The sequence below is a fragment of the Eikenella sp. NML03-A-027 genome, assembly GCF_001648395.1.
GTDB classification, from domain to species: Bacteria; Pseudomonadota; Gammaproteobacteria; order Burkholderiales; family Neisseriaceae; genus Eikenella; species Eikenella exigua.
In genome coordinates, this window is the sequence record NZ_LXSM01000007.1 from 1 (window position 1) to 23,801 (window position 23,801).

The 23,801-nt window shown below is 56.5% G+C and carries 21 protein-coding genes and 1 tRNA gene; 8 read left to right on the plus strand and 14 right to left on the minus strand.

From position 1 onward, the window contains the following. Nucleotides 1-280 precede the first annotated feature (280 nt). The 5 genes from A7P96_RS03390 to hscB form a co-directional block, all read right to left on the minus strand. Complete coding sequence (locus A7P96_RS03390) at nucleotides 281-568, minus strand: putative quinol monooxygenase (RefSeq protein WP_067524752.1); 288 nt, start codon at nucleotides 566-568, stop codon at nucleotides 281-283. A gap of 291 nt (nucleotides 569-859) precedes the next feature. Next, nucleotides 860-3,712 carry an aminomethyl-transferring glycine dehydrogenase gene (gene gcvP / locus A7P96_RS03395; protein WP_067524753.1) on the minus strand — a complete coding sequence of 951 codons (2,853 nt, stop codon included), beginning with the start codon at nucleotides 3,710-3,712 and terminating at the stop codon, nucleotides 860-862. A 460-nt stretch (nucleotides 3,713-4,172) separates the two neighbouring features. Then, a complete protein-coding gene (gene recX, locus A7P96_RS03400) occupies nucleotides 4,173-4,634 on the minus strand; it encodes a recombination regulator RecX (RefSeq protein WP_067524754.1) in 462 nt (153 codons plus the stop codon). After that, nucleotides 4,621-5,319, minus strand: a complete 699-nt coding sequence (locus tag A7P96_RS03405) for a phosphoglycolate phosphatase (RefSeq protein WP_067524755.1) — start codon at nucleotides 5,317-5,319, stop codon at nucleotides 4,621-4,623. Before A7P96_RS03405 ends, recX begins: the two co-directional genes overlap by 14 nt. 99 nt (nucleotides 5,320-5,418) lie before the next feature. Beyond that, nucleotides 5,419-5,919, minus strand: a complete 501-nt coding sequence (gene hscB / locus A7P96_RS03410) for a Fe-S protein assembly co-chaperone HscB (RefSeq protein WP_067524757.1) — start codon at nucleotides 5,917-5,919, stop codon at nucleotides 5,419-5,421. A 200-nt stretch (nucleotides 5,920-6,119) separates the two neighbouring features. On the opposite strand from hscB, the gene prmA reads away from it, so the two are divergent. From prmA to A7P96_RS03430, 4 genes are all read left to right on the plus strand, one after another. Further along, the gene (gene prmA / locus A7P96_RS03415; protein ID WP_067524758.1) at nucleotides 6,120-7,013 is read left to right on the plus strand and encodes a 50S ribosomal protein L11 methyltransferase; all 894 of its coding nucleotides are present in this window, start codon (nucleotides 6,120-6,122) and stop codon (nucleotides 7,011-7,013) included. Between the two features lie 250 nt (nucleotides 7,014-7,263). After that, nucleotides 7,264-8,079: a hypothetical protein gene (locus tag A7P96_RS03420; RefSeq protein ID WP_067524760.1), complete on the plus strand. Its 816-nt coding sequence runs from the start codon at nucleotides 7,264-7,266 to the stop codon at nucleotides 8,077-8,079. Between the two features lie 517 nt (nucleotides 8,080-8,596). After that, nucleotides 8,597-8,890: a hypothetical protein gene (locus A7P96_RS10655; RefSeq protein WP_156496257.1), complete on the plus strand. Its 294-nt coding sequence runs from the start codon at nucleotides 8,597-8,599 to the stop codon at nucleotides 8,888-8,890. A gap of 202 nt (nucleotides 8,891-9,092) precedes the next feature. Continuing rightward, nucleotides 9,093-9,169 (plus strand) — tRNA-Arg (locus A7P96_RS03430). A 147-nt stretch (nucleotides 9,170-9,316) separates the two neighbouring features. Here A7P96_RS03430 and A7P96_RS03435 read toward each other — a convergent pair. The 5 genes from A7P96_RS03435 to A7P96_RS03455 form a co-directional block, all read right to left on the minus strand. Beyond that, on the minus strand, nucleotides 9,317-9,976 hold the full coding sequence (locus A7P96_RS03435; RefSeq protein ID WP_067524764.1) for a protein-L-isoaspartate O-methyltransferase: 660 nt from the start codon (nucleotides 9,974-9,976) through the stop codon (nucleotides 9,317-9,319). 138 nt (nucleotides 9,977-10,114) lie between these two features. Continuing rightward, a complete protein-coding gene (locus tag A7P96_RS03440; RefSeq protein ID WP_067524766.1) occupies nucleotides 10,115-12,397 on the minus strand; it encodes an NADP-dependent malic enzyme in 2,283 nt (760 codons plus the stop codon). A 438-nt stretch (nucleotides 12,398-12,835) separates the two neighbouring features. Continuing rightward, a complete protein-coding gene (locus tag A7P96_RS03445) occupies nucleotides 12,836-13,603 on the minus strand; it encodes a class I SAM-dependent methyltransferase (protein ID WP_067524768.1) in 768 nt (255 codons plus the stop codon). A gap of 173 nt (nucleotides 13,604-13,776) precedes the next feature. After that, nucleotides 13,777-15,135 (minus strand): bifunctional 3,4-dihydroxy-2-butanone-4-phosphate synthase/GTP cyclohydrolase II, encoded by a 1,359-nt coding sequence (gene ribBA, locus A7P96_RS03450; protein WP_067524769.1) that lies wholly within the window; start codon nucleotides 15,133-15,135, stop codon nucleotides 13,777-13,779. Between the two features lie 15 nt (nucleotides 15,136-15,150). Next, on the minus strand, nucleotides 15,151-15,537 hold the full coding sequence (locus A7P96_RS03455) for a VOC family protein (RefSeq protein WP_067442580.1): 387 nt from the start codon (nucleotides 15,535-15,537) through the stop codon (nucleotides 15,151-15,153). A 209-nt stretch (nucleotides 15,538-15,746) separates the two neighbouring features. Here A7P96_RS03455 and A7P96_RS03460 point away from each other — a divergent pair, with 209 nt between their 5' ends. From A7P96_RS03460 to A7P96_RS03470, 3 genes are all read left to right on the plus strand, one after another. After that, nucleotides 15,747-17,132: an FAD-binding oxidoreductase gene (locus A7P96_RS03460; protein WP_067524771.1), complete on the plus strand. Its 1,386-nt coding sequence runs from the start codon at nucleotides 15,747-15,749 to the stop codon at nucleotides 17,130-17,132. 197 nt (nucleotides 17,133-17,329) lie between these two features. Continuing rightward, nucleotides 17,330-17,605 carry a hypothetical protein gene (locus A7P96_RS03465; RefSeq protein WP_064090268.1) on the plus strand — a complete coding sequence of 92 codons (276 nt, stop codon included), beginning with the start codon at nucleotides 17,330-17,332 and terminating at the stop codon, nucleotides 17,603-17,605. Nucleotides 17,606-17,829: 224 nt separating this feature from the next. Next, complete coding sequence (locus A7P96_RS03470) at nucleotides 17,830-18,249, plus strand: hypothetical protein (protein ID WP_067524773.1); 420 nt, start codon at nucleotides 17,830-17,832, stop codon at nucleotides 18,247-18,249. Nucleotides 18,250-18,325: 76 nt separating this feature from the next. On the opposite strand, the gene A7P96_RS03475 is transcribed toward A7P96_RS03470, so the two are convergent. From A7P96_RS03475 to tsaD, 3 genes are all read right to left on the minus strand, one after another. Next, complete coding sequence (locus A7P96_RS03475; RefSeq protein ID WP_003822169.1) at nucleotides 18,326-19,054, minus strand: amino acid ABC transporter ATP-binding protein; 729 nt, start codon at nucleotides 19,052-19,054, stop codon at nucleotides 18,326-18,328. Between the two features lie 62 nt (nucleotides 19,055-19,116). Then, nucleotides 19,117-19,896, minus strand: a complete 780-nt coding sequence (gene rsmA, locus A7P96_RS03480; RefSeq protein ID WP_067524777.1) for a 16S rRNA (adenine(1518)-N(6)/adenine(1519)-N(6))-dimethyltransferase RsmA — start codon at nucleotides 19,894-19,896, stop codon at nucleotides 19,117-19,119. A 127-nt stretch (nucleotides 19,897-20,023) separates the two neighbouring features. Further along, nucleotides 20,024-21,070, minus strand: coding sequence for a tRNA (adenosine(37)-N6)-threonylcarbamoyltransferase complex transferase subunit TsaD (tsaD, locus tag A7P96_RS03485; RefSeq protein ID WP_067524779.1), 1,047 nt, complete (start codon nucleotides 21,068-21,070; stop codon nucleotides 20,024-20,026). A gap of 650 nt (nucleotides 21,071-21,720) precedes the next feature. Between tsaD and A7P96_RS03490 the strand changes: the two genes are divergently transcribed. Further along, nucleotides 21,721-21,978: a hypothetical protein gene (locus A7P96_RS03490; protein ID WP_067524780.1), complete on the plus strand. Its 258-nt coding sequence runs from the start codon at nucleotides 21,721-21,723 to the stop codon at nucleotides 21,976-21,978. A gap of 453 nt (nucleotides 21,979-22,431) precedes the next feature. Here A7P96_RS03490 and dapC read toward each other — a convergent pair whose 3' ends face one another. After that, nucleotides 22,432-23,643: a succinyldiaminopimelate transaminase gene (gene dapC, locus A7P96_RS03495; RefSeq protein ID WP_067524781.1), complete on the minus strand. Its 1,212-nt coding sequence runs from the start codon at nucleotides 23,641-23,643 to the stop codon at nucleotides 22,432-22,434. Nucleotides 23,644-23,801: the final 158 nt, after the last annotated feature.

Consider the following 23,801-nt stretch of genomic DNA (forward strand, 5'->3'; position numbering starts at 1 on the left):
AACGAACCAGCGCCGATGATAGTACGGATTACCCGTGCGAAAGTAGGACACTGCCAAACACCTATTTACGACACCTGCCTGATGGCGGGTGTCGTGCTTTGTGGGAGTATGATGAAAGGAATGGAAATCCGGGATAGCGGTACAGTGTGAGTTGGAAAAGGAAGTGGGGATAAAGAAACGAGAGAGAAGAGGAGACGAAGAAATGGGTGAGGAATGGAACGAGGAAAGGAGAGAGGCTAGCTGAATGTTTCAGACAGCCTCTCTTGCTTTGGCAGGAAAATTATTTAATCTGTGTATAGAGTTGGATAACCGGGGCTTTTTCGCAGGCTTCTACCAAGGTTGGCACAATATGGGTAAAGTGTGCAGAAGCGGAGTGGGTATCCAATACAGCCTGGTTTTGCCATAGCTCGATGAAGCTGACTTGGTTGGGTTGTTGGGTATTTTGGTATAGGTGGTAAGACAGGCAGCCGTTTTCCTTGCGGGTTTCGGCAATCAATTCGTCGCAGCGTTGCAGGAATTTATCCAGTTGGGCGGGTTTGACTTCGAATTGGGCAACTACAGTAATCATAATGACAATGACTCCTTGGTGTTGTTTGGATAGATGATTGGTAACATTTGATTTAGGCTACCTGAAAGCAGTGTAACAGATTTTCTAGTTAAAGCACCGATTTATTCATACCTCATGCATTCAGCTTGCTGTGCTCCCATATTGCTTACTGCTTTGCTACTTTGTACGTAAAATGGGCATAGTCATGGCTAGTTTCTTTGGTTTTATTTCGCTTTGTATAAGGACAATAAAGGCTACCTGAAAATTTGATTTCAGGTAGCCTTTCTTTTATGACAGGGTTAATGCCTATGTTTAGCCTTCATAGTGCTCGATACTGGGGCAAGAGCAGACCAAGTGGCGGTCGCCGTATACATCGTCGATACGGTTTACGCTAGGCCAGAATTTGTTCTCGCGCACATAGGGCAGGGGATAGACGGCTTCTTCTCGGCTGTAGGCACGTTCCCACTCGCCGGTTACATCGGCGGCGGTATGCGGTGCGTTGACCAGCGGGTTGTCGTCTTTCGGCCATTCGCCGCGCTGTACTTTCAGCGCTTCCTGCTTAATCTGTTTCATCGCGGCAATGAAGCGGTCGAGCTCGGCCTTGCTTTCGCTTTCGGTGGGCTCGATCATCAGCGTACCGGCCACGGGGAAGGACATGGTCGGGGCATGGAAGCCGTAGTCCATCAGGCGTTTGGCGATGTCCACTTCGGTGATGCCGCTTTCTGCCTTGAGCGGGCGCAGGTCGATGATGCATTCGTGCGCCACGCGGCCGTTTTTGCCGGTGTAGAGCACCGGATAATCGGCGGAGAGCTGCTTAGCAACATAGTTGGCGTTGAGCAGGGCGGTTTCGGTGGCCTGGCGCAAACCGTCTGCCCCCATCATGCTGATATACATCCAAGTAATCGGCAAGATGCTGGCGGAGCCGTAGGGTGCGGCAGATACGGCACCCATGCCCACGGTGGCGCCTTCTACCGGTGCCACAACATGGCTTGGCGCAAACGGAGCAAGGTGGGCTTTCAAGCCGATGGGACCCATGCCGGGGCCGCCGCCACCGTGCGGGATGCAGAAGGTTTTGTGCAGATTCATGTGCAACACGTCGGCGCCCACTTCGGCCGGCTGCATGATGCCGACTTGGGCGTTCATATTGGCGCCGTCCATATACACCTGGCCGCCGTTTTCGTGGATGATGCAGCAGATGTCACGGATGCCTTCTTCATACACGCCGTGGGTGGACGGGTAGGTAATCATCAAAGCGCCCAGCGTATCTTTATGTTGTTCGGCCTTGGCTTTCAGATCGGCAATATCCACGTTGCCGTGCTCATCGGTATCCACGATCACAATCTGCATACCGGCCATGTGGGCGGTGGCGGGGTTGGTGCCGTGGGCAGAGCGCGGAATCAGACACACGTTGCGTTCGGGGTGGCCTTGCGCTTCGTGGTAGCGGCGGATGGTAACCATGCCAGTGTATTCGCCTTGTGCGCCGGAGTTGGGCTGGATACAGATGGCGTCGAAGCCGGTAACGGCCTTGAGCTGCTCTTGCAGGCCGTGGGTCATTTCCAGGCAGCCTTGCACTTGTTCGCGCGGGGCAAACGGGTGCACATTGGTGAATTCCGGCCAGGTGATCGGAATCATCTCGGCGGTGGCATTCAGCTTCATGGTGCAGGAACCGAGCGAAATCATGCTGCGGTTCATGGCCAAGTCGCGCTCTTCCAGTTTTTTCAGGTAGCGCAGCATTTCGTGTTCGGTGTGGTAGCTGTTGAACACAGGGTGTTGCAAGATCGCGCCTTTACGTTGCAGGTTTTCAGGTAGCCTGCTGGCGGGCGCGTTCTCGGGCAGAGCCGCCGCCTTGCCGGTGAACAATTCAACCAGTTGGGCAAACTCTTCGGAGCTGGAGGTTTCGCTGAAGGCGGCAGCCAGTACGTTCTCGCCAATGCGCAGCAGGTTGAAGCCAGCATCCAGTGCTTTTTGGTACACGCCGTCGGCTTGCACCTTGCTGCCGAAATCCACGGCCACAGTATCGAAGAATACCGAATGCACCACTTTGCCACCGGCAGCCTGTACTACATCAGCAAAAGCAACAGCCAGCGCGTGGATACGGCGGGCGATACGGTTTACGCCTTCGGGGCCGTGATACACCGCGTACATACCGGCCAAGTTGGCCAGCAGCACTTGCGAAGTACAAATATTGGAGTTGGCTTTTTCGCGGCGGATATGCTGCTCGCGGGTTTGCAGCGCCATGCGCAGCGCCTGCTTGCCGGAGGCATCCACCGATACGCCGATGATGCGGCCGGGAGCGGAGCGTTTGTCTTTATCTTTAAATGCGAAATAAGCAGCGTGCGGGCCGCCGAAGCCCATCGGGATGCCGAAGCGCTGGGTGCTGCCCAAGGCAATATCGGCGCCCAACTCGGCGGGTGCTTTCAGCAGCACCAGGCTCATGATGTCGGCAGCCACGGCCACCAATGCGCCTTTGGCTTTCACAGCGGCAATCACATCACCCAAGTCAGCCACGTCGCCGTCTTTGCCCACATATTGGAATAGCGCGCCGAAGTATTCGCCGTTGCGGGCGGTGTCGAAATTGCCCACCACCAGCTCAAAATCGAAATATTTGGCTCGGGTTTTGATCACGTCCAGCGTTTGCGGGTAAACGCGCTCGTCCACAAAGAATTGGTTGGATTTAGATTTGCCCACGCGGCGCGCCATGGTCATGGCTTCGGCAGCGGCGGTGGCTTCGTCGAGCAGGGAGGCGCCGGCCAGCTCGAAGCCGGTGAAGTCGATACACACCTGTTGGAAGTTCAACAACGCTTCCAAACGGCCTTGCGACACTTCGGCCTGATAGGGCGTGTAGGCGGTGTACCAACCCGGATTTTCCAGCACATTGCGCAGAATCACGTTCGGCAGGCGGGTGGGGTAGTAGCCTAGGCCGATATAGCTTTTATTGATACGGTTTTTGGCGGCGATGCCCTTGAGCTTGGCCAAGGCATCGGATTCGCTTAATGCTTTGGGCAGCTGCAGCGAACCGGGCATACGCACGCTTTGCGGCACGGTGTGCTCCACAAAACTGCCTATATCTTTTTCGTCCAGTGCGGCCAAAAGGGCGGCGCGGTCAGATAGGCTGAGATGGCGGCCAATAAAATCGTTGTGGTGGAAGAGTTCGTTAAACTTCATGATCCTGCATCCTTTCTGCTTGCTCGGTGGTAAGGGGGATTGGAACAGATAGTTATATTGTAGCCTAAATCAGGGTGCTTGCGGCGGATGCGGCAAATATTCTGTCATTTTCTGCAGATGGTTTTCAGGTAGCCTCAGCGTGGGGAGGCGGATAGATAATTTAGATGGCAACGATTTCTAAGGGACAGCGTTGGAAGAGACGTATGCCTTGTAGCCGGAAGGGCGGGTTTGGATGTTCAGTCAGCAGGCATTCCTGCCTGTTTGCGTGGACTATGGCACAGCAGACTAAGGGGACGCCGCCGTGGGAGGGGTGCTGGGGCTACCTGAAAATATTGGCTGGTTTGTGCATAAACAGCAGGTAGCCAGATCTGCATCTTTCAGGTAGCCTTTTCAGTAGGGTTCTGTATTGCAAAAGGCTACCTGAAAATGCCGCAAGGGTGCTTTCAGGTAGCCTTTCTGTTTATTCATCCCACTCTTCTTCGTCCTGCCAGGCTTTATCCAGCGCGTGGCGGATGGTGTCGTGGTCGAAGCCGCGGTAGGCGAGGAAGCGGGCGGCGCGTTGCTGTGCGGCGAAGTCGGCGGGGGGCTGTTTGAACTTTTTACGCAGCACGGCGCTGGCGGTGGCACGTTCGCTATCGCGGCTGGGCAGGGCGGCTTTGATGAGTTCGTTGTCCAGCTTTTGCTGTTGCAGGCCTTGGGCGAGGCGTAGTCGGCCGTAGCGGCTGCTTTTGCTGTATACGTAGCTTTCGGCGTAGCGCCGGTCGGATTGCCAGTTGCGGTCGGCAAACTCTTGCAGCAAAGCGTCGATTTCGGCGGGGTCTTCGGCGTAGGGCGCGAGTTTGCGCCGCAGTTCGGCCTGCGACATTTCCCGACGCGACAATAAATCTAAGGCGCGACTGCGCAGGGATTTAACGGCGGTCATCGGGGCGCAGGCGGTCGTAAATTTCGGGCAGGGTGCTCACGATCCAATCCGGCCGGGTGGCGAGATTTTCGGCTAGTTTGTCCATATCGGCGTAGCCGTAGCGCACGCCAATGGCAAAACAGCCGGCGGCTTTGGCGGCCAGGATGTCGTTGCGCGAATCGCCCACCATCGCCATGTTTTCCGGCTTCACGCCCAATACTTCGGCGGCGTGCAGCAGAGGCGCGGCATCCGGTTTGCGTTGCGGCAGGGTGTCGCCGCCCACCACAAGGCTGAACAGGTCGGCCAGGCCTAGGCGGCGCAGCAGTTCGGCGGCCCAGGCTTCGCGTTTGTTGGTGATCACGGCCAGCGGGATGCCGAGGGTTTTCAGGAGCTGGAGGCCGGTTTGCACTTCGGGGTAGATGTAGGTGTGGCGGTCGAGGTGTTCGGAATAATGATGGGCGAACACGGCGAAAGCACGCTGCCACACCTCATCGGGGGCTTGGCCGTCCGGGTCGGCAGTGAGGGCGCGGTGCACGAGTTTGCCTACGCCATCGCCCACATAGGACATCATCAGTTTTTCGTCGAGCAGGGGTAGGTTTTCGCTGCGGCGGGCTTCGTTGGCGGCAGCGGCGAGATCGGCAAGGGAGTCGACTAAGGTGCCGTCCAAATCAAAGGCGGCGGCGTGGATTTCGGGGCGGGTGTTCATGGAGTAGCCTCGGAGGTTTGATAAAAAATGATAGCGGATTTTAGCATGAGGCAGATAATCAAGAAGGCTACCTGAAAGTTTCAGGTAGCTTTTTCAGGCTTACAACGCAGCGTGGATTTCCTGTCGGATTTTATCGAGGAAACGGCCTTGCGGCACGAGTTCGGCGGCTTGGGTGTAGTCTTCCTGCCGAAAGGCGGTGCTGAGTTTGGCCAGCAGCCGAGCCTCTTCGGCAGCCACTTGGCTATCCAGTGCGGCAAGCCGTTCGGGGGAGTTTGCAGCACGGGCAGCGGCCAGCTCTTCGCGCCATTCCATTTGCTGCATCAGAAACTCGGGATCGAAGGCGGTGCGCTCTTCGGAATCGGCCTGAATACCTTGTGCCTGCAGCAGCAAAACGGCTCGCTCCAGCGGCCGGCTGAGGCGGCGGTAGGCTTCGTTTACGGCGGCGGCCATCATCACGGCCTGCTTCTGCTCGAAGGCGGAAGCGGTGGCGGTTTTGTCGGGATGGAAGCGGGCGGCCAGTTGGCGGTAGGTTTGCTCCAGCGCGGCGGGGTCGAGGTCGAATTGCGCGGGCAAGTTGAAAAGTTGGAATTCGCGGGGCATGTGCGTGCTTTCAGGTAGCCTTTTCTAAAGATGGAATTGTATAGGCAAACGCTAAGATGAGGCTACCTGAAAACGGCAGCGGGCGGTTTGGGCGCAGCTTGCCGCATCTGCTTTCAGGTAGCCTGCAAGCGCCGCGGCTGGCGGAAGGGCGGCGGCTTGCTATACAATACGCGCCCTTACCGTTTGAAAGAAATGCGATTATGCCCTACCAACAAGCCAGTATTCCAATTGGTGCCGACCGTGCCGAGCAGTTTTCCGATGCTTTAATGGCCGTTGGCGCATTGTCGGCCGCGATTGAAGATGCCTACGCCGGCACGGACGAAGAACAGGCTATTTTCGGCGAGCCGGGCGAAGAAAACGGCCAAATTTGGCAGCGCAGCTTGGTGATCGCCCTGTTTGACGACCAATGCAACGTAGCTGCCGCCGTGTCGGCAGCGGCCAAGGAGTGCCGGTTGGAAGTGCCGCCCTACCGCATCGAGCAGCTACCGGAGCAGGATTGGGTACGCCTCACGCAATCGCAGTTCGACCCCATCCGCATTTCCGGGCGGCTGTGGATTGTGCCCACCTGGCACGATATTGCCGACCAATCGGCCGTCAACCTGCGGCTCGACCCCGGCTTGGCTTTCGGCACAGGGAGCCATCCCACCACCCGGTTGTGTCTGCAGTGGCTCGATGAAAATATCCAAGCTGCCGACCGCGTGCTCGACTACGGCTGCGGCTCCGGCATTTTGGCCATTGCCGCGCTCAAACTTGGCGCTGCCGCCGCCGACGGCGTGGATATCGATGAGCAGGCTATTGTTGCCAGCCGCAGCAATGCCGAGCAAAACGAAGCCGCCGCCCGTTTTTTCCTGCCCGACGACTTACCGGAAGCGGAATACGATGTGGTGGTGGCCAATATTCTGGCTAATCCGCTGCGCCTGTTGGGCGGCATGCTGGCCTCACGCACCAAGGCGGGCGGGCGGATTGTGCTTTCCGGCATTTTGGAAGAGCAGGCGGAAGAGCTAAACGGCATCTATAGCGAATGGTTCGATATGCAACTGCCGGTTGCCGAAGGCGGCTGGGTGCGTTTAGTGGGCGTGCGCAAAGCCAGATAACTCGCCGGCAGTGCAATAGAGCCGTTTCGAATGGGAGTGAAACCAGGCAAGCCAAGGCCGTGTATCCTTCTTTTTTGGAACGGCTAAATTCATGGCAAATGGTTTGGCGAGAGTGAACCGCCAGCATAAATCCTCTGCAAAATATACAAAAAACCGACAGTTAGCCGCTAAAAGGCTACCTGAAAATGGTAAAAGCGCATTAATTTTCTTAAAATAGCGGCCGAAACATCAGTATTTGGATTGCCGACACATGAAAACCGTCAAACTCAGTTGCCCCCGCTGCCAAGCGGAGAATCATTATGCCGTAGCCGGTTTGCAGGCAGCCAACGGGCGGGTGCAGTGCAGCCAGTGCCGGCACGCCTTCACGGTAACGCGCAAGCCAAAAGCCCAGAGTGCGCCCGCTGCCAAAGCCGAGATTCTGCAGGAAGACGTGATTCACGCCAAAATGCCCCTGCGCGAGAAACTTGCCCGCCTCAAACAACAATCTGCTGCCTTGGCTGCACAGCAGACCGGGCAAGACGCCGACGAATCCCTGCACACTCAGAAAAAACCGCTGGCCGCCGAGCTGGACGAAATCGACAGCTGCCTGCGCCGCCAGCGTATGGCCTTGGATAACGACACCGGCCAAGCCATGCCATTCAAGCTGGCCGAAGCCGAACACAATACCCACAGCGCCGATGCCATCGAAGCCCTGCTGCAACGCTCCGCTGCCACCCCGCCGCCGCCCGCCGTGCTGCCCAGCATCGACACCCTGCTCAAAAGCGCGCAATCTGCCGCTGCCGGCCATGGGCAAACCCAAAATATCCACATCCAGGCCGAAAGCTTGGTGTTCAACTTAGTATCCGGCCGTGACCCCGGCGGCATCCAGCTGCCTGCTGCAGTCAAGCTGCCCGCTGTTATCGACCAACCCGCCGATAACCTGCTCTCTACACCTTCCGGCCCTCCGAATGTTCCTGCATCTGCCGCCGCCGTACACAGCGAATTTAACTGGACGCTGGCTTCGCTGGCCGCGCTCACTGTATTGATTATGCAGCTGTTCTACTATTTGCTGATTATGAAGCACTAAACTGGTAGTGTAGGATGTGAAGAGGCTACCTGAAAACCTGCAAAGCTGGTTTTCAGGTAGTCTTTATTTCAGCCCAGCCCTATTGGTGTTCTCAGTTGGTATGGCTTCCGCATGGGCAACGAGTTGCTCACAGCATGCAGCCTGTGACGTTTCAGGTAGCCTACAATCCGTTCTTTCTCTTTCATAGTAGGGTAGATTGGTGAGTAGGATGGGTCATGACCCAGCATAAAAGATATCTTAAAATAATCTTTCAGATGGTCTTTACTAAGGGAGGAGCAGCCTACAGCTTGTGGCCGGATTGGCTGGCCATATATACCACGGTGGCTTCTATGTCGGCGTCACTTATGGTTGGCATTGCTGTCGCGTGCGGGCATGGTTTTGAAGCCTTGCAGAGCGTGTTACACCAGGGGGCAATCTTGTTTGAGACGGGTTGCCTAGTCGTTATTGGAGGTGATTTTAGGGGAGAAGGCAACTTTTTCATCGGCACCGTGGCATTGATGCAGACTTTGTCTAACACTTGTTTGCCTTTGCATTCGCCTACGGATATGCCATCGCCCATGGTGAGGCGGCCGATGGGTTGGATACGGGTTTCCACGGCATCGGGCTGCATATCGAAAACGTTGCTGTAGTAGCCGGTGGCGAGTTTAATCAGCGAAATGAACAGGCTGCGCCGATAAAGGTGATGGCGGCTGAACCTTATGATATTGTTGGCAGTGTGGCAGTGGTGTTTATGGCGCGGGCTTTATGGTTTGTGGTCGTTATGGGCGCATGCGGCAGCATGCTTGTTTATTGGTGTGAAACCTTCACATAATCAGATTATTGAACGCTTCTTTTGGATTCACGTTCAAACCGGCTGATACAGATTTGGTTTCGGTTTGTAAGATTGTGCGAAATTACACTGAATTCGCTTATAGCTTCCAATCGTAAAATTCTATTCTGTGCTGCTTTGCCGCCGGAAGGAGACAGAATTTTTTGCCTTTGCGCCGGTTTTGGGTTAATCTTACACGCTTCTCGCACCCATAGCTCAGTTGGATAGAGTGTCAGTTTCCGAAGCTGAAGGTCACAGGTTCGATCCCTGTTGGGTGCGCCAGTTATTTGGGAAGGCAGCCGGTTGGCTGCTTTTTTGTTGCTTGGTCATTTTAAGATGGCATGATACAGCGTTGATTCGCCTTATTTTTATGCCAACGGGCAGCTATAAATTTCAGGTAGCCTTTCCAGTGAGGCTACCTGAAAATTTTTAGAAGCGGAACGATGAGGCTTTTTTTATGGCAGGGCCGCTGAGGGCGGGAGCCACGGTATCAAACATCACGCTTTGTTCGTAGCTGTCTTCGCCGTTGCATTGCACGAGCAGGGCGCGCATTACGGGCTCTTGGCCGACGATTACGGTCATGCGGCCGCCGGCGGGCAGTTTGCTGCGCAGGGTTTCGGGCATTACGGGGCAGGAGCCGCCCACGTAGATGGCGCTTACGGTGGCGATGGGCGGGTTTACCAGACCGTCGCCGATGCGGTAGTCGATATTGGTGAGGCCAAGGCGGTCGAGCACGGCTTTGGCTTGTTGCTGCTGGGTTTCATCGGTGTCGATGGTGATGACGCGGCCGGCGAGTTTAGCCAGCACGGCGGTAGCGTAGCCGGAGCCGGTGCCGATTTCGAGTACGGTGTCTTTTTTGGTGAGCTTCAGGCCTTGAATCAGGCGGGCAACCACTTTGGGCTCGAGCATGGCGCTGCCGTTGGGCAGGGGCAGGGAAAGATCGGCATAGGCGTAGGCTTGCTGTTCGGGGGCAACGAATTGTTCGCGCGGCACTTCGGCCAAGGCGTCGAGAACGTCGAAATCCAATACGCTCCAGGGGCGGATTTGCTGTTCGACCATGTTGAATCGGGCTTGTTCAAAGTAGTTCATTATTTTGCTCGCAGCGGTGGGTATGTGTTTGAAGACTGGATTATAAGCTAATTCGGTGTTTGTGGGCGGCAAAAGTGTGGCGGCAGAAAAGGCTACCTGAAATTTCAGGTAGCCTTGATTTTTACTGTTGCAGCTGGTTTAGCCTTGGCGCTGTGCATCCACAGCGGCCAGTGCCACCATGTTTACCAAGCGGCGCACGGAGGCGAGCTGGTTGATGATGTGCACAGGTTTTTTCATGCCCAGCAGAATCGGACCCACGGTTACGCCGTCGGGGCTGGCGACGCGCAGCAGGTTGCAGCTGATGTTGGCGGCTTCCACATTGGGCATCACCAGGAGGTTGGCAGCGCCTTTCAGGGTGGAGTCGGGCATGCTTTGCTGGCGCAGGCTTTCCACCAAGGCGGCATCGCCCTGCATTTCGCCGTCGATTTCCAACTGCGGGGCGGCTTGACGGATGAGCTCAAGCGCATGGCGCATTTTTTCGGCACTTTCGGAGGGCACGGAGCCGAAGTTGGAGTGCGACAGCAGCGCGACCTTGGGCGTGATGCCGAAGCGTTGGATTTCTTCGGCGCACATCAGCGTGCTTTGGGCAATTTGCTCGGCAGTCGGATTGGCGTTTACATAGGTGTCGGCGATGAACAAGTTGTGGCCGCCGAAAATCAGCGCGTTCATGGCGCAGGCAGTGTGGTCGGGGTTGTTGTAGCCGACAACGTTGGAAACGACATCCAAGTGATAGCGGAAGTGGCCGACCGTACCGCACACCATGGCATCGGCATGGCCTAAGTGCAGCATGAGCGCACCGATGAGGGTGGGGTTGGCGATAACGTGGCGTTGCGCCAAATCGGGGCTGATGCCGTTACGTTTTTGTAGGTTGTAGTAGGCTTGCCAGTATTCGCGGAAGCGGGGGTCGTTTTCGTTGTTGACGATTTCGAAATCGCTGCCGGCGCGGATGGTAAGGCCCATTTTTTGGATACGGGCTTCGATTACTGCCGGCCGGCCGATGAGAATCGGCGCGGCCAGTTTGGTAGACACAATCTGTTGGGTGGCGTGCAGCACGCGCTCGTCTTCGCCTTCGGCCAACACCACGCGTTTGAGCGATTGGCGCGCTTGGGCGAAGATGGGTTTCATAAACAGGCCGGATTTATAAACAAACTCGTTCAGTTTTTCTTCGTAAGCGGCAAAATCGGCAATCGGGCGGGTGGCCACTCCGGAATCCATGGCGGCTTTGGCCACGGCGGGTGCCACGCGGGCGATCAGGCGCGGATCGAAGGGTTTGGGAATCAGGTATTCTGGGCCGAATTTCAGCTCGGCGCCGGTGTAGGCGGTAGCGACTTTGTCGTTTTGCTCGGCCATGGCCAAATCGGCAATGGCGCGCACGGCGGCCAGCTTCATTTCTTCGTTGATGGTGGTGGCGCCCACATCGAGCGCGCCGCGGAAGATGAAGGGGAAGCAGAGAACGTTGTTTACCTGGTTGGGGAAGTCGGAACGGCCGGTGCCGATAATCACATCGGGGCGGGCTGCTTTGGCTTCCGGCGGCCAGATTTCGGGCTGCGGGTTGGCCATGGCCAGCACGATGGGTGAGGCAGTCATTTGTTTGAGCATATCGATGCTCAACACGTTGGGGCCGGAGAGGCCGAGGAAGATGTCGGCGCCGGGTACGGCGTCGCCCAGTTTGTGCCAGCCTTGGTCTGCAATGGCGTAGCGCACTTTGCTTGCGTCCATGCGTTCGCGGTCTTCGCGGGTTTGGTAGATCACGCCTTTGGAGTCGCACACGGTAATGTTTTCGCGTTTCATGCCCAAAGCCACGAGCAAGTCGAGACAGGCGATGGCGGCGGCACCGGCACCGGAGCACACTAAGCGCACTTGGCCGATGTCTTTGCCCACCAAGCGCAGGCCGTTAAGGACGGTGGCGGCAGTGATGATGGCTGTGCCGTGTTGGTCGTCGTGGAATACCGGGATTTTGCAGCGTTCGCGCAGTTTTTTCTCAATGTAGAAGCATTCGGGCGCTTTGATGTCTTCCAGGTTGATGCCGCCGAAAGTGGGCTCGAGCGAGGCGATGATGTCCACCAGTTTTTCGGGATCGGTTTCATTGATTTCGATATCAAATACGTCGATGCCGGCGAATTTTTTAAACAATACGCCTTTGCCTTCCATCACCGGTTTGCTGGCCTCGGCGCCGATATTGCCCAAACCAAGCACGGCGGTGCCGTTGGAAACCACGGCCACCAGGTTGCCGCGCGCGGTGTATTTGTAGGAATCCTGCGGGTTGGCTTGGATTTCCAGACAGGGGGCAGCCACGCCGGGGGAATAGGCTAACGACAGGTCGTGCTGGGTGGCCAGTGCTTTAGTGGGGGCTACCTGAATTTTGCCGGGCTGCGGATATTGGTGAAAATCGAGGGCGGCTTGTTTCAGCATATCGTCCATGGAATATAGATCCTTTTTTTGAGGGAGTGGATGGGGAGCGGCCTTGAGGCTGCCTGAAAGCGTGAATTCCAATGAGGCCCATGCTTTCAGGTAACCTTTTTTGAGCTAATTTAGATTTGGAGTGTTTGTGAGCCCCCACCTCCCGCAAGCGGGTGGAGGAGTTTGGAACTCCTGGACGCTGGTCCGGTGTTTGTCCCGCTTGTACATATAGTCGAATTGCTGAAAAACCGTAACGGTGTTGTGCTGCCTGACCGGACCCCATAAAAATCACCATGCGGTTTTTATGGGAACCTGCCGTACTACCTGTACTGTCTGCGGCGGCGCGCCTTGCTACGCTTCTTTTCAACTATAAAATGCGGTTTGTCAAGTATTCGCCGGAAGTTTTTTGCTTACGGCGGGGAATGCTGGCTGATGATGCCGCGTTTGTCGCGCCGGAGCTCAGGCGCAGATTCCTTTCACCGCGTGGGCGCGGGCGGTAACGCGGATGCTGCCGTCAGGTTCGGCAGGCAGGCGTTCTTGTAATGCCGCGCGTACTGCCGCCTGCATGTCTGCCGGTAAGGCGGCAAAGCGGGCACCGATGCTGGCACTATCGGCCAGTGCCTGCCAGTAGGCGGCGAAATCGGGATAGCGTTGGGCGACGGTGAAAGCGCAGGTTTCCACTTCTTGCAGGCCGGCCTGCTCCCACAAGGCCTGCAATTGCGCGAGTGCGGTTGTTTCATCGGAGGCGGCTCGGTCGGGCTGCACACCGCAGTCGAGCAGGGCGGCAAAAGCGTCGGCGTAGGGAAAGCCATGCGGCAAATCCCAAATGTAGGTGGCAATCATCCCGCCACTGCGCACCACGCGCTGCATTTCACGCACGGCTTGCAGCGCATCAGCAAGAAAGACGATAACCAGCGCCATTGCGGCAGCATCGAAACTGCCAGCGGCAAAGGGCAGGGCGTTGGCATCGCCGTGGTGCAGGGTGATTGTCTGCGGCAGACGCTGTCGCGCGTGGGCAAGCAGTTCCGGCGAGATGTCAATGCCGTCCAGTCTTGCCGGTTGTGCCTGTTGCCACAACAGTTCGCTGAATATGCCGCTGCCGCAGCCGTTATCCAGCCAGCGCAGGCTGTGCGGTTGTCCCAGCCAGTCTAAAAATTGTTCACCTGCCGCGCGGCTCCAGCCGCCCATGTAGCGTTCGTAAGCGGCGGGATCGTTGAATTGGGCCATTATAGTGTGTTAGAAGTAGTGTGTTATAAGGATATAGTTTTGCATAGACAACTGGTTGCCCGCCCTACCTGCTACGTTTGTCTACCGGTGTTCCTGTGCTGCGGCATCCCAGTGGTAGATTTTCTACCTGAAAATTTCAGGTAGCCTTTACCTGTGTCAATTGCTTTATTATTCTACTCTAAGCTCTCAAACCCTGTCACTTCCAGCCCGAAGCCGGTGAGGCCAGTGAGGGAAGAGGGCTGGCCGAGCACGCGCATTTTTTTCACGTGGAGGTTGGCGAGGATTTGCGCGCCGATGCCGTAGGTTTTGCTGTCCCACTGGCGGGTTTGGTTTTTGCCTTTGGGCAGGGTGCGGTTGAGCAGGGCGGCGCCGTCTTCGGTGCGGTGCAACAGGATGGCGACGCCGTGTTCGACGGCTTGGATGCGTTCAAGGGCTTGCGGCAGCGGCCAGGAGTGGCGAGGGTTGGTTTGCAGGAAATCCATGGCGCTGAAGGGTTCGTGTACGCGCACGAGGGTTTCGGTGTCGGGCTGCGGGCTGCCTTTTACCAAGGCGAGGTGGGTTTCGCCGGAGAGTTTGTCTACATAAACGTGCTGGCGGAAATTGCCCCAGGGGGTGTGGACGGGGCTACTGCCCATTTCTTCGAGCAGGGTTTCGGTGCGACTGCGGTATTCGATGAGATCGGTGATGGTGCTGATCTTAAGGCCATGCTGCTGGGCGAATTCGGTGAGCTCGGGCATGTGCGCCATGGTGCCGTTGTCGTTGATGATTTCGCAGATAACGGCGGCGGGGATGAGGCCGCACATTTGGGCTAAATCGACACCGGCTTCGGTGTGGCCGGCGCGCACGAGCACGCCGCCTTTTTGGGCGCGCAGGGGGAAGATGTGGCCGGGCTGGACGATGTCTTCTGGCCGGGCAGCAGGGGAAACGGCGGTTTGGATGGTCAGCGCGCGGTCGGCGGCGGAAATGCCGGTGGAAATGCCGTGGGCGGCTTCGATGGATACGGTGAAGTTGGTGCCGTATTGCGCGCCGTTGTGTTGGGTCATGAGGGGGAGTTTGAGTTTGTCTACCAGCTCTTCGGCCATGGGCAGGCACACGAGGCCGCGGGCGTGTTTGATCATGAAGTTGATGGCTTCGGGGGTAACGAATTGGGCGGCCATGAGCAGGTCGCCTTCGTTTTCGCGGTCTTCGGCATCGGTGATGATGACCATTTTGCCGGCTTTGAGGTCGGCCAGAATTTCGGGGATAGTGGAAATGGGGGCGGACATGGGATGGGTATTCCTGTGGGTGGGTTGTGGGGCAGATGCGGGCTGGTTGTGGTCGGTATCGAGCCACAGCGCGGGCATGCCGGCGCTGTGTTCGATTTTGCGGGCTTTGCGCTCGCCGAAGGGCTTGTTTTTCAACAGGGCGGAGAGTTCACCTTGGTTGATGCCGGTGGCGGATACGAAATCAATCTGCCGGCCTTGGTGCAGGCGGTTGATCCATTCGCGTAGGTTGCGGCGGCGCAGTTCGGCAATATTAATGGGGCTGGGCATGGGCTACCTGAAATTTTAAGCGGGCGAATGCAGGCCGATGCGGTTGCCTTCGCTGTCTTCGATAAAGGCGGCAAAGCCGTTGGAAATGGGGAATTTGGCGGTGAGTATTTTGCCACCGGCCGCTTCGGCGGCACGGGCGGTTTCGGTGCAGTCGGCGCAGTTGAAAAACACGGTGATGCCGCCGTGGCCGGCAGGTTGTGCAGCGGGGTCGTGCCAGAGCATGCCGCCGATGCCGTATTGCTCCCAAGCGGGGGCGAACAGATACATTTTGTGTTGCGGGTCTTTGCCGGGTACTTCTTGCAGGGGCAGGCCGAACACGGTTTCGTAGAAGCGGGCGGCACGTGCTAAGTCTTGCACATTGAGGGCAAACCAGCTTACGGGATTTTGCGGGGTGTTGTTCATTAGAGATTCCTGGTGGTGTGGGTGGTAAACTTGGGCGACTATACGGCGCTTGGTTGGAAAAGTAAAGTTAGATTGGTGGCGATGAAAAATTACTTTTAAGCAATATTCGATATTCGGTTTTCAGGTAACCTGCAGGCGACCAAAGGCTACCTGAAACCCCTGTCTTGCCGCTACAATACTGCTCATCCCAATCTTTCAGGTAGCCTCAAATGAACCCCGCCCATATTCCGCAAGCCCTGTGCGCCCTGCTCAGCGAACGCGAAATCATTGCCGACCCCGCCCCGCTGCTCGCCGACCGGCGCGGCCGCTATATTGGCCAGGCGGCAGCCGCCGTGATGCCCGACAGCGTGGAAAACGTGCAGAAGCTGGTGCGCTGGTGTGCCGAACACCGTGTGCCGATTACCCCGCAGGGCGGCAACACCGGCCTCTGCGGCGCAGCTGTGCCAAACGGCGGCATTTTGCTCAACCTCTCGCGGCTCAACCGCATCCGCAGCCTCAGCCTGGCCGACAACGCCATCACCGTGGAATCTGGCGCGATTCTGCAAAACGTGCAAGAAGCTGCTGCCCAAGCCGGGCGGCTGTTTCCGCTCAGCCTCGCCAGCGAAGGCTCCTGCCAAATCGGCGGCAACATCGCCTGCAACGCCGGCGGGCTGAACGTGGTGCGCTACGGCACCACGCGCGATTTGGTGCTCGGGCTGGAAGTGGTATTGCCAGCCGGCAGCCTGCTCTCCCACCTCGCCCCGCTGCACAAAAACACCACCGGCTACGACATCCGCCAGCTCTTTATCGGCAGCGAAGGCACGCTCGGCATCATCACCGCCGCCACGCTCAAGCTCTTCTCCCCGCCGCAAACCACCGCCACCGCCTGGGTTGGCTTAGACAGTATTGAAGAAGCCGTGCGCTTGCTCACCCACATCCAAGGCCGTTTCGCCGAGCGGCTGTGCAGCTTCGAGCTGGTGAGCCGCCCCGCGCTTGCCCTCTCCGCCGACTATAGCCGTCTCAGCCCGCCGATTGATGCCGAGTGGCATATTTTGCTCGAATTGAACGACAGCCTGCCACGCCCCGAATTGGCCGACGATTTGGCCGGATTCTTGTTTGAGCATGGTTGGGAAAATGCCGTGCTGGCGCAGTCGGAGGGCGAACGCGCCGAACTGTGGCGGCTGCGCGAAGACATCTCCGCCGCGCAAAAAGCGCTCGGTGCCAGCATCAAACACGATATCGCCGTGCCCATCGAGCGCGTAGCCGAACTGGTGGCCAACGCCTCCGCCGCGCTCAAGCAGGCCTATGAGGGCATCGAAATCATCGTATTCGGCCACCTCGGCGACGGCAGCTTGCATTTCAACACCTTCCTGCCGCACATCCGCAGCAACCAGGCCTACGAATACGAAGACGGCATTAACCGCATCGTCTATCAACACACTCTTGCCTGCCAGGGCACGATTGCCGCCGAACACGGCATCGGCCAAGTGAAAAACCACTGGCTGCCCAGCGTGCGCAGCCCCGTGGAAATCGAGCTGATGCGTGCCATTAAGAAACAGCTCGACCCGCATAATCTGTTCAACCCCGGCAAACTGTTCCCGCCGGAGGCTACCTGAAAACTGCCGCAAGCCATATCGTTTACAAACAATCCGGTAGCCGCCCCAAAGGGCTACCTGAAAACCGCTAACTATAGTGAATTAACAAAAATCAGGACAAGGCGACGAGCCGCAGACAGTACAGATAGAACGGCAAGGCGAGACAACGCTGTACTGGTTTTTGTTAATTCACTATAACAACACAAGGAAACCCAATCATGAACCAAGCCTTCAAAATCCGCTGCCCGCTGCCGCATTGCACCGGCTGGGTAACCCAGCTCGACCCCGAAGACGGCTCGCTGTTTATGTGCGACGACTGCGGCCAAGTTTGGGAAACCAAAGCCGAGCTCGATGCCGCGATTGCCGCCATCATCGAGCGCTTCCCCTACCGCGCCGCCGTATACCGCCAAACCGCCGAAGGCTTCGCCGCCGTGCCCGAAGCCGAAGAACCGGCAGATTACGAAAAACAGGTCAACCAAGAGCCGTGGGCTTGAAGCGATACGTTTCCCATTGCCGTTCGAATGCGGAAAAGGCTACCTGAAAGCGAGCTACGCGAGTTTCGCCAAAACGAGCGAAGTGAGTTTCTGCGAAGCTAAAACGAGCGAAGTGAGTTTCTGCGAAGCTAAAACGCAGTGCCGCGAAGTTCCCACCAAGCCGGGAATTTTAGGTAGTCTCCGGTCCGCAGCGGCATCCATCTTCCATCGGTGGAGTAGCAGCTATGTACCCGTTAAAACTGAAAACTGAAATTTACCAAGCCATTGCAGCATTTTTAGATGCCTACAAGCGGCAAGACACCCAAACCTTGGCCGAGCAATTCGATATTCACGGCGAGGTTCTGGAAGAAATTGACGAGATGCTGGATTTCATTGAAGACAAAACCAAGCTATATCTCTTTCCCATGGAGGAGATGGATAAGTTTGAATGTGGCAGCACCGGCCTGAGCATCTTCGGCGATTTGAGCGATGATGAAGAGGAAGAAGAGGGTGAGGAAGCGGAGCCGGAAAGCGAAGAAGAATCCGTGGGCGTGGAAGCCAAGCTGTATGAAGAGGGGGAAGCGCAACACATCGGTTATATTGTGGGCGAATATTATTTAAACGGCCAAGAGCCGGCCTTTGTATTCCAATATTTCAGCGTGTAGCCCAACGCGATAAAGGCTACCTGAAAATCCGCCCAGCGGTTTTCAGGTAGCCTTTTCCACTTTTCAAATTAGGCAATCAAGCCTTCATCACCTGTTTCAAAAACTGCTTCGCCCGCTCGCTGCTCGGGTTGGTGAAGAATACTTCCGGCGTGTCCACTTCCACGATTTTGCCCTGATCCACAAAGATAATCCGGTCGGCTACTTCGCGGGCAAAGCCCATTTCGTGGGTTACGCACATCATGGTCATGCCGCTTTCGGCCAAGTCTTTCATTACTTTGAGCACTTCGCCCACCATTTCCGGATCGAGCGCGGAGGTGGGCTCGTCAAACAACATCACTTGCGGCTCCATGGCCAGGCCGCGGGCGATGGCCACGCGCTGCTGCTGGCCGCCGGAAAGCTCGCCGGGCATGGCGTCTTTTTTGTGCGCCAGGCCCACGCGCTCTAAGAGTTGTAGTGCTTTTTCTTCAGCTTGGGCGCGGCTTTGCTTTTTCACTTTTATCGGCGAGAGCACGATGTTTTCCAGCACGCTCAAATGCGGATAAAGGTTGAAATGCTGGAACACGAAGCCCACTTCGGCACGGATTTTGTTCAGGTCAGTGGCAGGGCTGGCCACGTCTACGCCGTCCACCCAGATTTCACCACTTTGGATTTGCTCGAGCTGGTTTACGGTGCGGATGAGGGTGGATTTGCCGCTGCCGGAGGGGCCACACACCACCACCACTTCACCTTTTTTCACTTCGAGGTTGATGTCGCTCAGAACGTGCAGTTCTTTAAACCATTTGTTTACGTTTTTGAATTTGATCATTTTCTATTTCCGGAACGGCTGGGTTGTCGGTTGAAACAATCGGCGCGGGGCGGGATTGTGTTTCAGCTGGCCTTTTGGGCTAACAGGTTGGCCAAGGCTACATATTTTTCGGATGCGATATGCTCAGCGCGCTCTTGCGGGCTGATGTCGGCGGCCTGCAAATCATCGTCGTCGGCTAGGCCTTTGAGGTTGTTGCGGATGGTTTTGCGGCGCTGGTGGAAGGCTTGTTTCACCAGGGCGGCGAATTGCTCGAAATCCTGCGCCTGCCCGATGCGGTGTTTGGCCGGAATCAGCCGCACCACGGCGGAATCGACTTTGGGCGTGGGGGAAAAGGCTTCGGGCGGCACGTCGAGCAGTTTTTCCATTTCAAAGAAGTATTGCAGCATCACGCTCAAGCGGCCGAAATCGTTGCTGCCGGGCTCGGCCACCATGCGTTCCACCACTTCTTTTTGCAGCATGAAGTGCATGTCTTCCACTTCGTCGGCATAGCGGCTGAGGTGGAACAGCAGCGGGGTGGAGATGTTGTAGGGCAGGTTGCCGACGATTTTTTTGCGCCCGGGCACACTGGAGAAATCGAATTGCAATACATCGCCTTCGTGGATAACGAGTTTACCGGCATAGGGCCGGGTTTTCAGGTAGCCTATGATGTCGCGGTCGATTTCGCACACATGCAGGCAATCGAGCTTGGCGGCCAGGGGCTCGGTAATCGCACCGAGGCCGGGGCCGATTTCCACTACGGTATCGGCGGGCTGCGGCCGCACGGCCTGGACAATGTCGGCAATGATGCGGGAATCTTGCAGAAAGTTCTGCCCGAAGCGTTTGCGGGCGGTGTGTTGGGTCATAACGGTGAGCCGGGCGGCGGTTGGCGGGAAAAGTGCGGATTGTATCAGATTCGGCGGTGTGCTTGGGTGGCTTGCCGGTGTGCTGTCGCTAGAAATGAAGGCTACCTGAAAATAGGTATGCAGTGTTTTATCGCACGATTTCCGCCAGCGGCCAGCGTGGTCGCACATTGAAGCCAGCGGCGGGCTGCGCTTGTTGCAGGTGCATGGCGCCGACGAAGGCGATCATGGCGCCGTTGTCGGTGCACAGTGGCAGCGGCGGGAAATAGGTACGCACGGTTTCGGGCTTGGCTTTGGGGTTGGGGCGTACTTGCAGTGCGGCGAGTTCGGCACGCAGTTTCCAGTTGGCGCCCACACCGCCGGCCACCACAAGGGTGCGGTAGCCGGTGTGCAGCAGGGCTTGGCGGGACTTGGCCAGCAGCACATCCACCACGGCGTCTTGAAAGGCGCGGCAGATATCGTTGCGGATGGCGTCCGGCAGGCTGCCGCCATGTTCGGCGCGCACATTTTGCACAGCAGTGAGCACGGCGGTTTTGAGGCCGGAGAAGCTCATCTGCAAATCGCGCGAATGCAGCATGGGGCGGGGAAAGGTGAAAGCATCGGGACGGCCGAGCTTGGCCAATTTGGAAAGTTTTGCGCCGCCGGGGTAGGGCAGGCCGAGCAGTTTGGCGGTTTTATCGAAGGCTTCGCCGGCGGCGTCGTCCACGCTTTCGCCGAGCAGTTCGTAGTTCCCGATGCCGCGCACTGCCATGAATTGGGTGTGGCCGCCGGATACGAGCAGGGCAACGAAGGGAAAGTCGGGCTTCTCTTCGGCTAACAGCGGGGAGAGCAGGTGGCCTTCGAGGTGGTGTACGGGGATCACGGGTTTGCCCAACGAAAAGGCGAGCGCGTTGGCATAGGCGCAGCCGGCCAGAAGTGCGCTGCCAAGGCCGGGGCCTTGGGTATGGGCGACGGCATCGATGTCGGCGTAGTTTTTGCCGGCTTCGTGCAGGCAGGCTTGGGTGAGCGGCACGAGACGGCGGATGTGGTCGCGGCTGGCCAGCTCGGGCACCACGCCGCCGTATTCGGCATGCATGGTCATTTGGGTGTGCAGCTGGTTGCCGATGAGGCCGTGTTCGGTGCTGTAGAGCGCCACGCCGGTTTCGTCACAGGAGGATTCGATGCCGAGAACAAGCATGATGAAAGGCTACCTGAAAAATCAAAGGCTGTATTTTATAGCAAATCAACTTGGCTTTTGCTACAGTGTTATTTCGCTTTACCATACTGTTTGTACTGTCTCTGTCTGCAACTTGTTGCCTGATATCCAAAGCTAAATCGGTTTGCTATGGCGGTATACGCTCAGGCAGATAATGGATTTTATGTGAATTGGCAGATTGACATACACTTCTGATGAAATGATGTGGAAAAATGGTAGCTAATGTAGGCAGGGATAGACCTTGTTGTTTTTTTGCACAAGTTAATTTTGGTTAATTGGGTATGGTTTGCAGACAGGGGTATGGGTATGGCAATAAAGATATTAGAGGGTTGCTTTGACTAGTATTGGCATGAAAAATATATTATTTTTACTTAGTTAAGATTAGAGCATTCTTATTATCAGAATAGCATACGTTAATTAGTATACAGCTTGTGCGGCGCGTTGGACGAGAAGAATTTTGGCAGCAGATGCTTGCGTGCGGCAAATAGAGTAGGCAGTTTAATTGCCAGCTGGCATCAAACAGCGGATAATACGCGGTAATTCTTGATTGGAATTTATCTGTGAGACGGCTAGAGGTCTGCAGATAGGGAATTTTTAAGTTATAACTTGAACTTTGTTAGAGGTAATTCAACATGAAAAAATCTTTATTGGCCGCTGCCCTGATGTCTTTGTTCCTAGCTGCTTGTGGTGGTGAAGCCCCGGCTCCTGCTGCTTCTGCTGCTTCTGAACCTGCAATGGCTTCTGAAGCTGCTATGATGGCTTCTGAAACCGCAATGGCTTCTGAAACTGCTATGATGGCTTCTGAACCTGCAATGGCTTCTGAAGCTGCTATGATGGCTTCTGAAACCGCTATGATGGCTTCTGAAGCAGCTACCAGTGCTGCCAAATAATTTGGTAGTTTGATACAAAAATAAAATAAAGCTTTGCATTTATTTGCTGGGCTTTATTTTATTATGGTGGGATTCTTGAGGCTGCTGGGCTTTGGTTTGTTTTCCCAAATAGGTTTCAGGAATCCCACTATTAATTGATAAGGCTACCTGAGAACGAGCAACGCTGGTTTTTGTGAAGCTAAAATTTCAGGTAGCCTCTATATTATTCCACAGCAGCGGGGTAATCAGTAAAACCTAATCTGAACAGTATATTAGGTGAGTTCTTGACGGTTAGCCTATGTTGATGTAAGCAAAGATTCCCTTGTGTCATAGAGATGGCCAAGGGCGATTTTTTATAAAACTCAAAGAATGGATGACGCGGCAGGGTAAGGCAAGCGTAGCGAGCCGCATCCTTATTTGTCTACATTTTATATTTATGTTGATAAAGTTTGTTGCTAATGGCAGGGACGGTTTTCAGGTAGCCTCTTTATGCTGTGGATAACAACACTGTCGGATTTCCACAATCTTCTCCGCCGCGGCCACGCAGTCGGCCACGGGGGCGACTAGGGCAATACGAACATAGCCGGCGCCGGGGTTGCCTTGCGCGGTGTTGCGCGCCAGAAAACGGCCGGGCAACACTTGGATGGCAGCTTCTCGCCACAGGATGCGGGCGAAGGCCAAATCGTCGCTGTCGGGCGCTTGCAGCCAAATATAGAACGAGGCGTCCGGCCGCGTTACCTCAAAACCTTGTGCCAGAATCGGCAGCACACGGGCGAATTTTTCCTGATACAGGCGTCGGTTTTCCAGCACATGCGTTTCATCGTTCCAAGCGGCGATGCTGGCCATCTGCACGGGAATGCCCATGGCGCTGCCGTGGTAGGTGCGGTAGAGCAGGAAATCTTTGAGCAGTGCGGCATCGCCGGCCACGAAACCGGAGCGTAGGCCGGGCACGTTGGAGCGTTTGGAGAGGCTGGTGAACATCACCAGTTTGCTGAAATCGCGCCCCAATTCGGCAGCGGCCTGCAGGCAGCCGATGGGTGGCTCGCCTTCGAAATAAATTTCGGAATAGCATTCGTCGGCGGCGATGATGAAGCCATAACGGCTTTGCAATCCAAAGAGTTCTGCCCAGTCGGCTTTTTGCATCACGCTGCCGCAGGGATTGTGCGGCGAGCAAACAAACACCAGTTTCACGCGCTGCCACACGGCTGCGGGAATGCTGCCCCAGTCTGGCTTGAAGTGCGGGGCGCGGCAGTTGGCAAATGCGGTTTCCGCCCCGGCCAGGAGCGCGGCGCCTTCGTAAATCTGATAAAACGGATTGGGGCACACCACCACGGGCTTTTCCTGCTCGTTGCCACCCAGTGCCGCCTGTACGAAGGAAAACAGGGCTTCGCGGCTGCCCAGCACGGGCAGGATTTCGCTGTCTGGATCGAGCGCGAGGCCGTAGCGGCGTTGCAGGAAGCCGGCGCAGGCCTGACGCAGTTCGGGCAGGCCTGCGGTTTGCGGATAGGTATCGAGGTGCGGCAGGGCGGCGGTGAGCGCATCTGTAATCACGGCGGGGGCGGGGTGTTTGGGTTCGCCGATTTGCAGCGGCACGGGCGCAACGCCCTCGGGCGGGTGCACGCCTTGCATCGCTTCGCGCAGGCGGGCGAAGGGGTAGGGCTGGAGTTGTGATAGGTGTGGGTTCATGGCGGGCTGGTGTTTTGTTGTCAGGGGAAAAGGCTATTGTAATCGGCAGGCATGGGATAGGCTACCTGAAAGCGAATGAAGCGAGTTTCTACGAAGCTAAAGTGCAGTTAAACAACGTAGCAGGCGGGTTTCAGGTATAACAAACCAACTTAACTTTC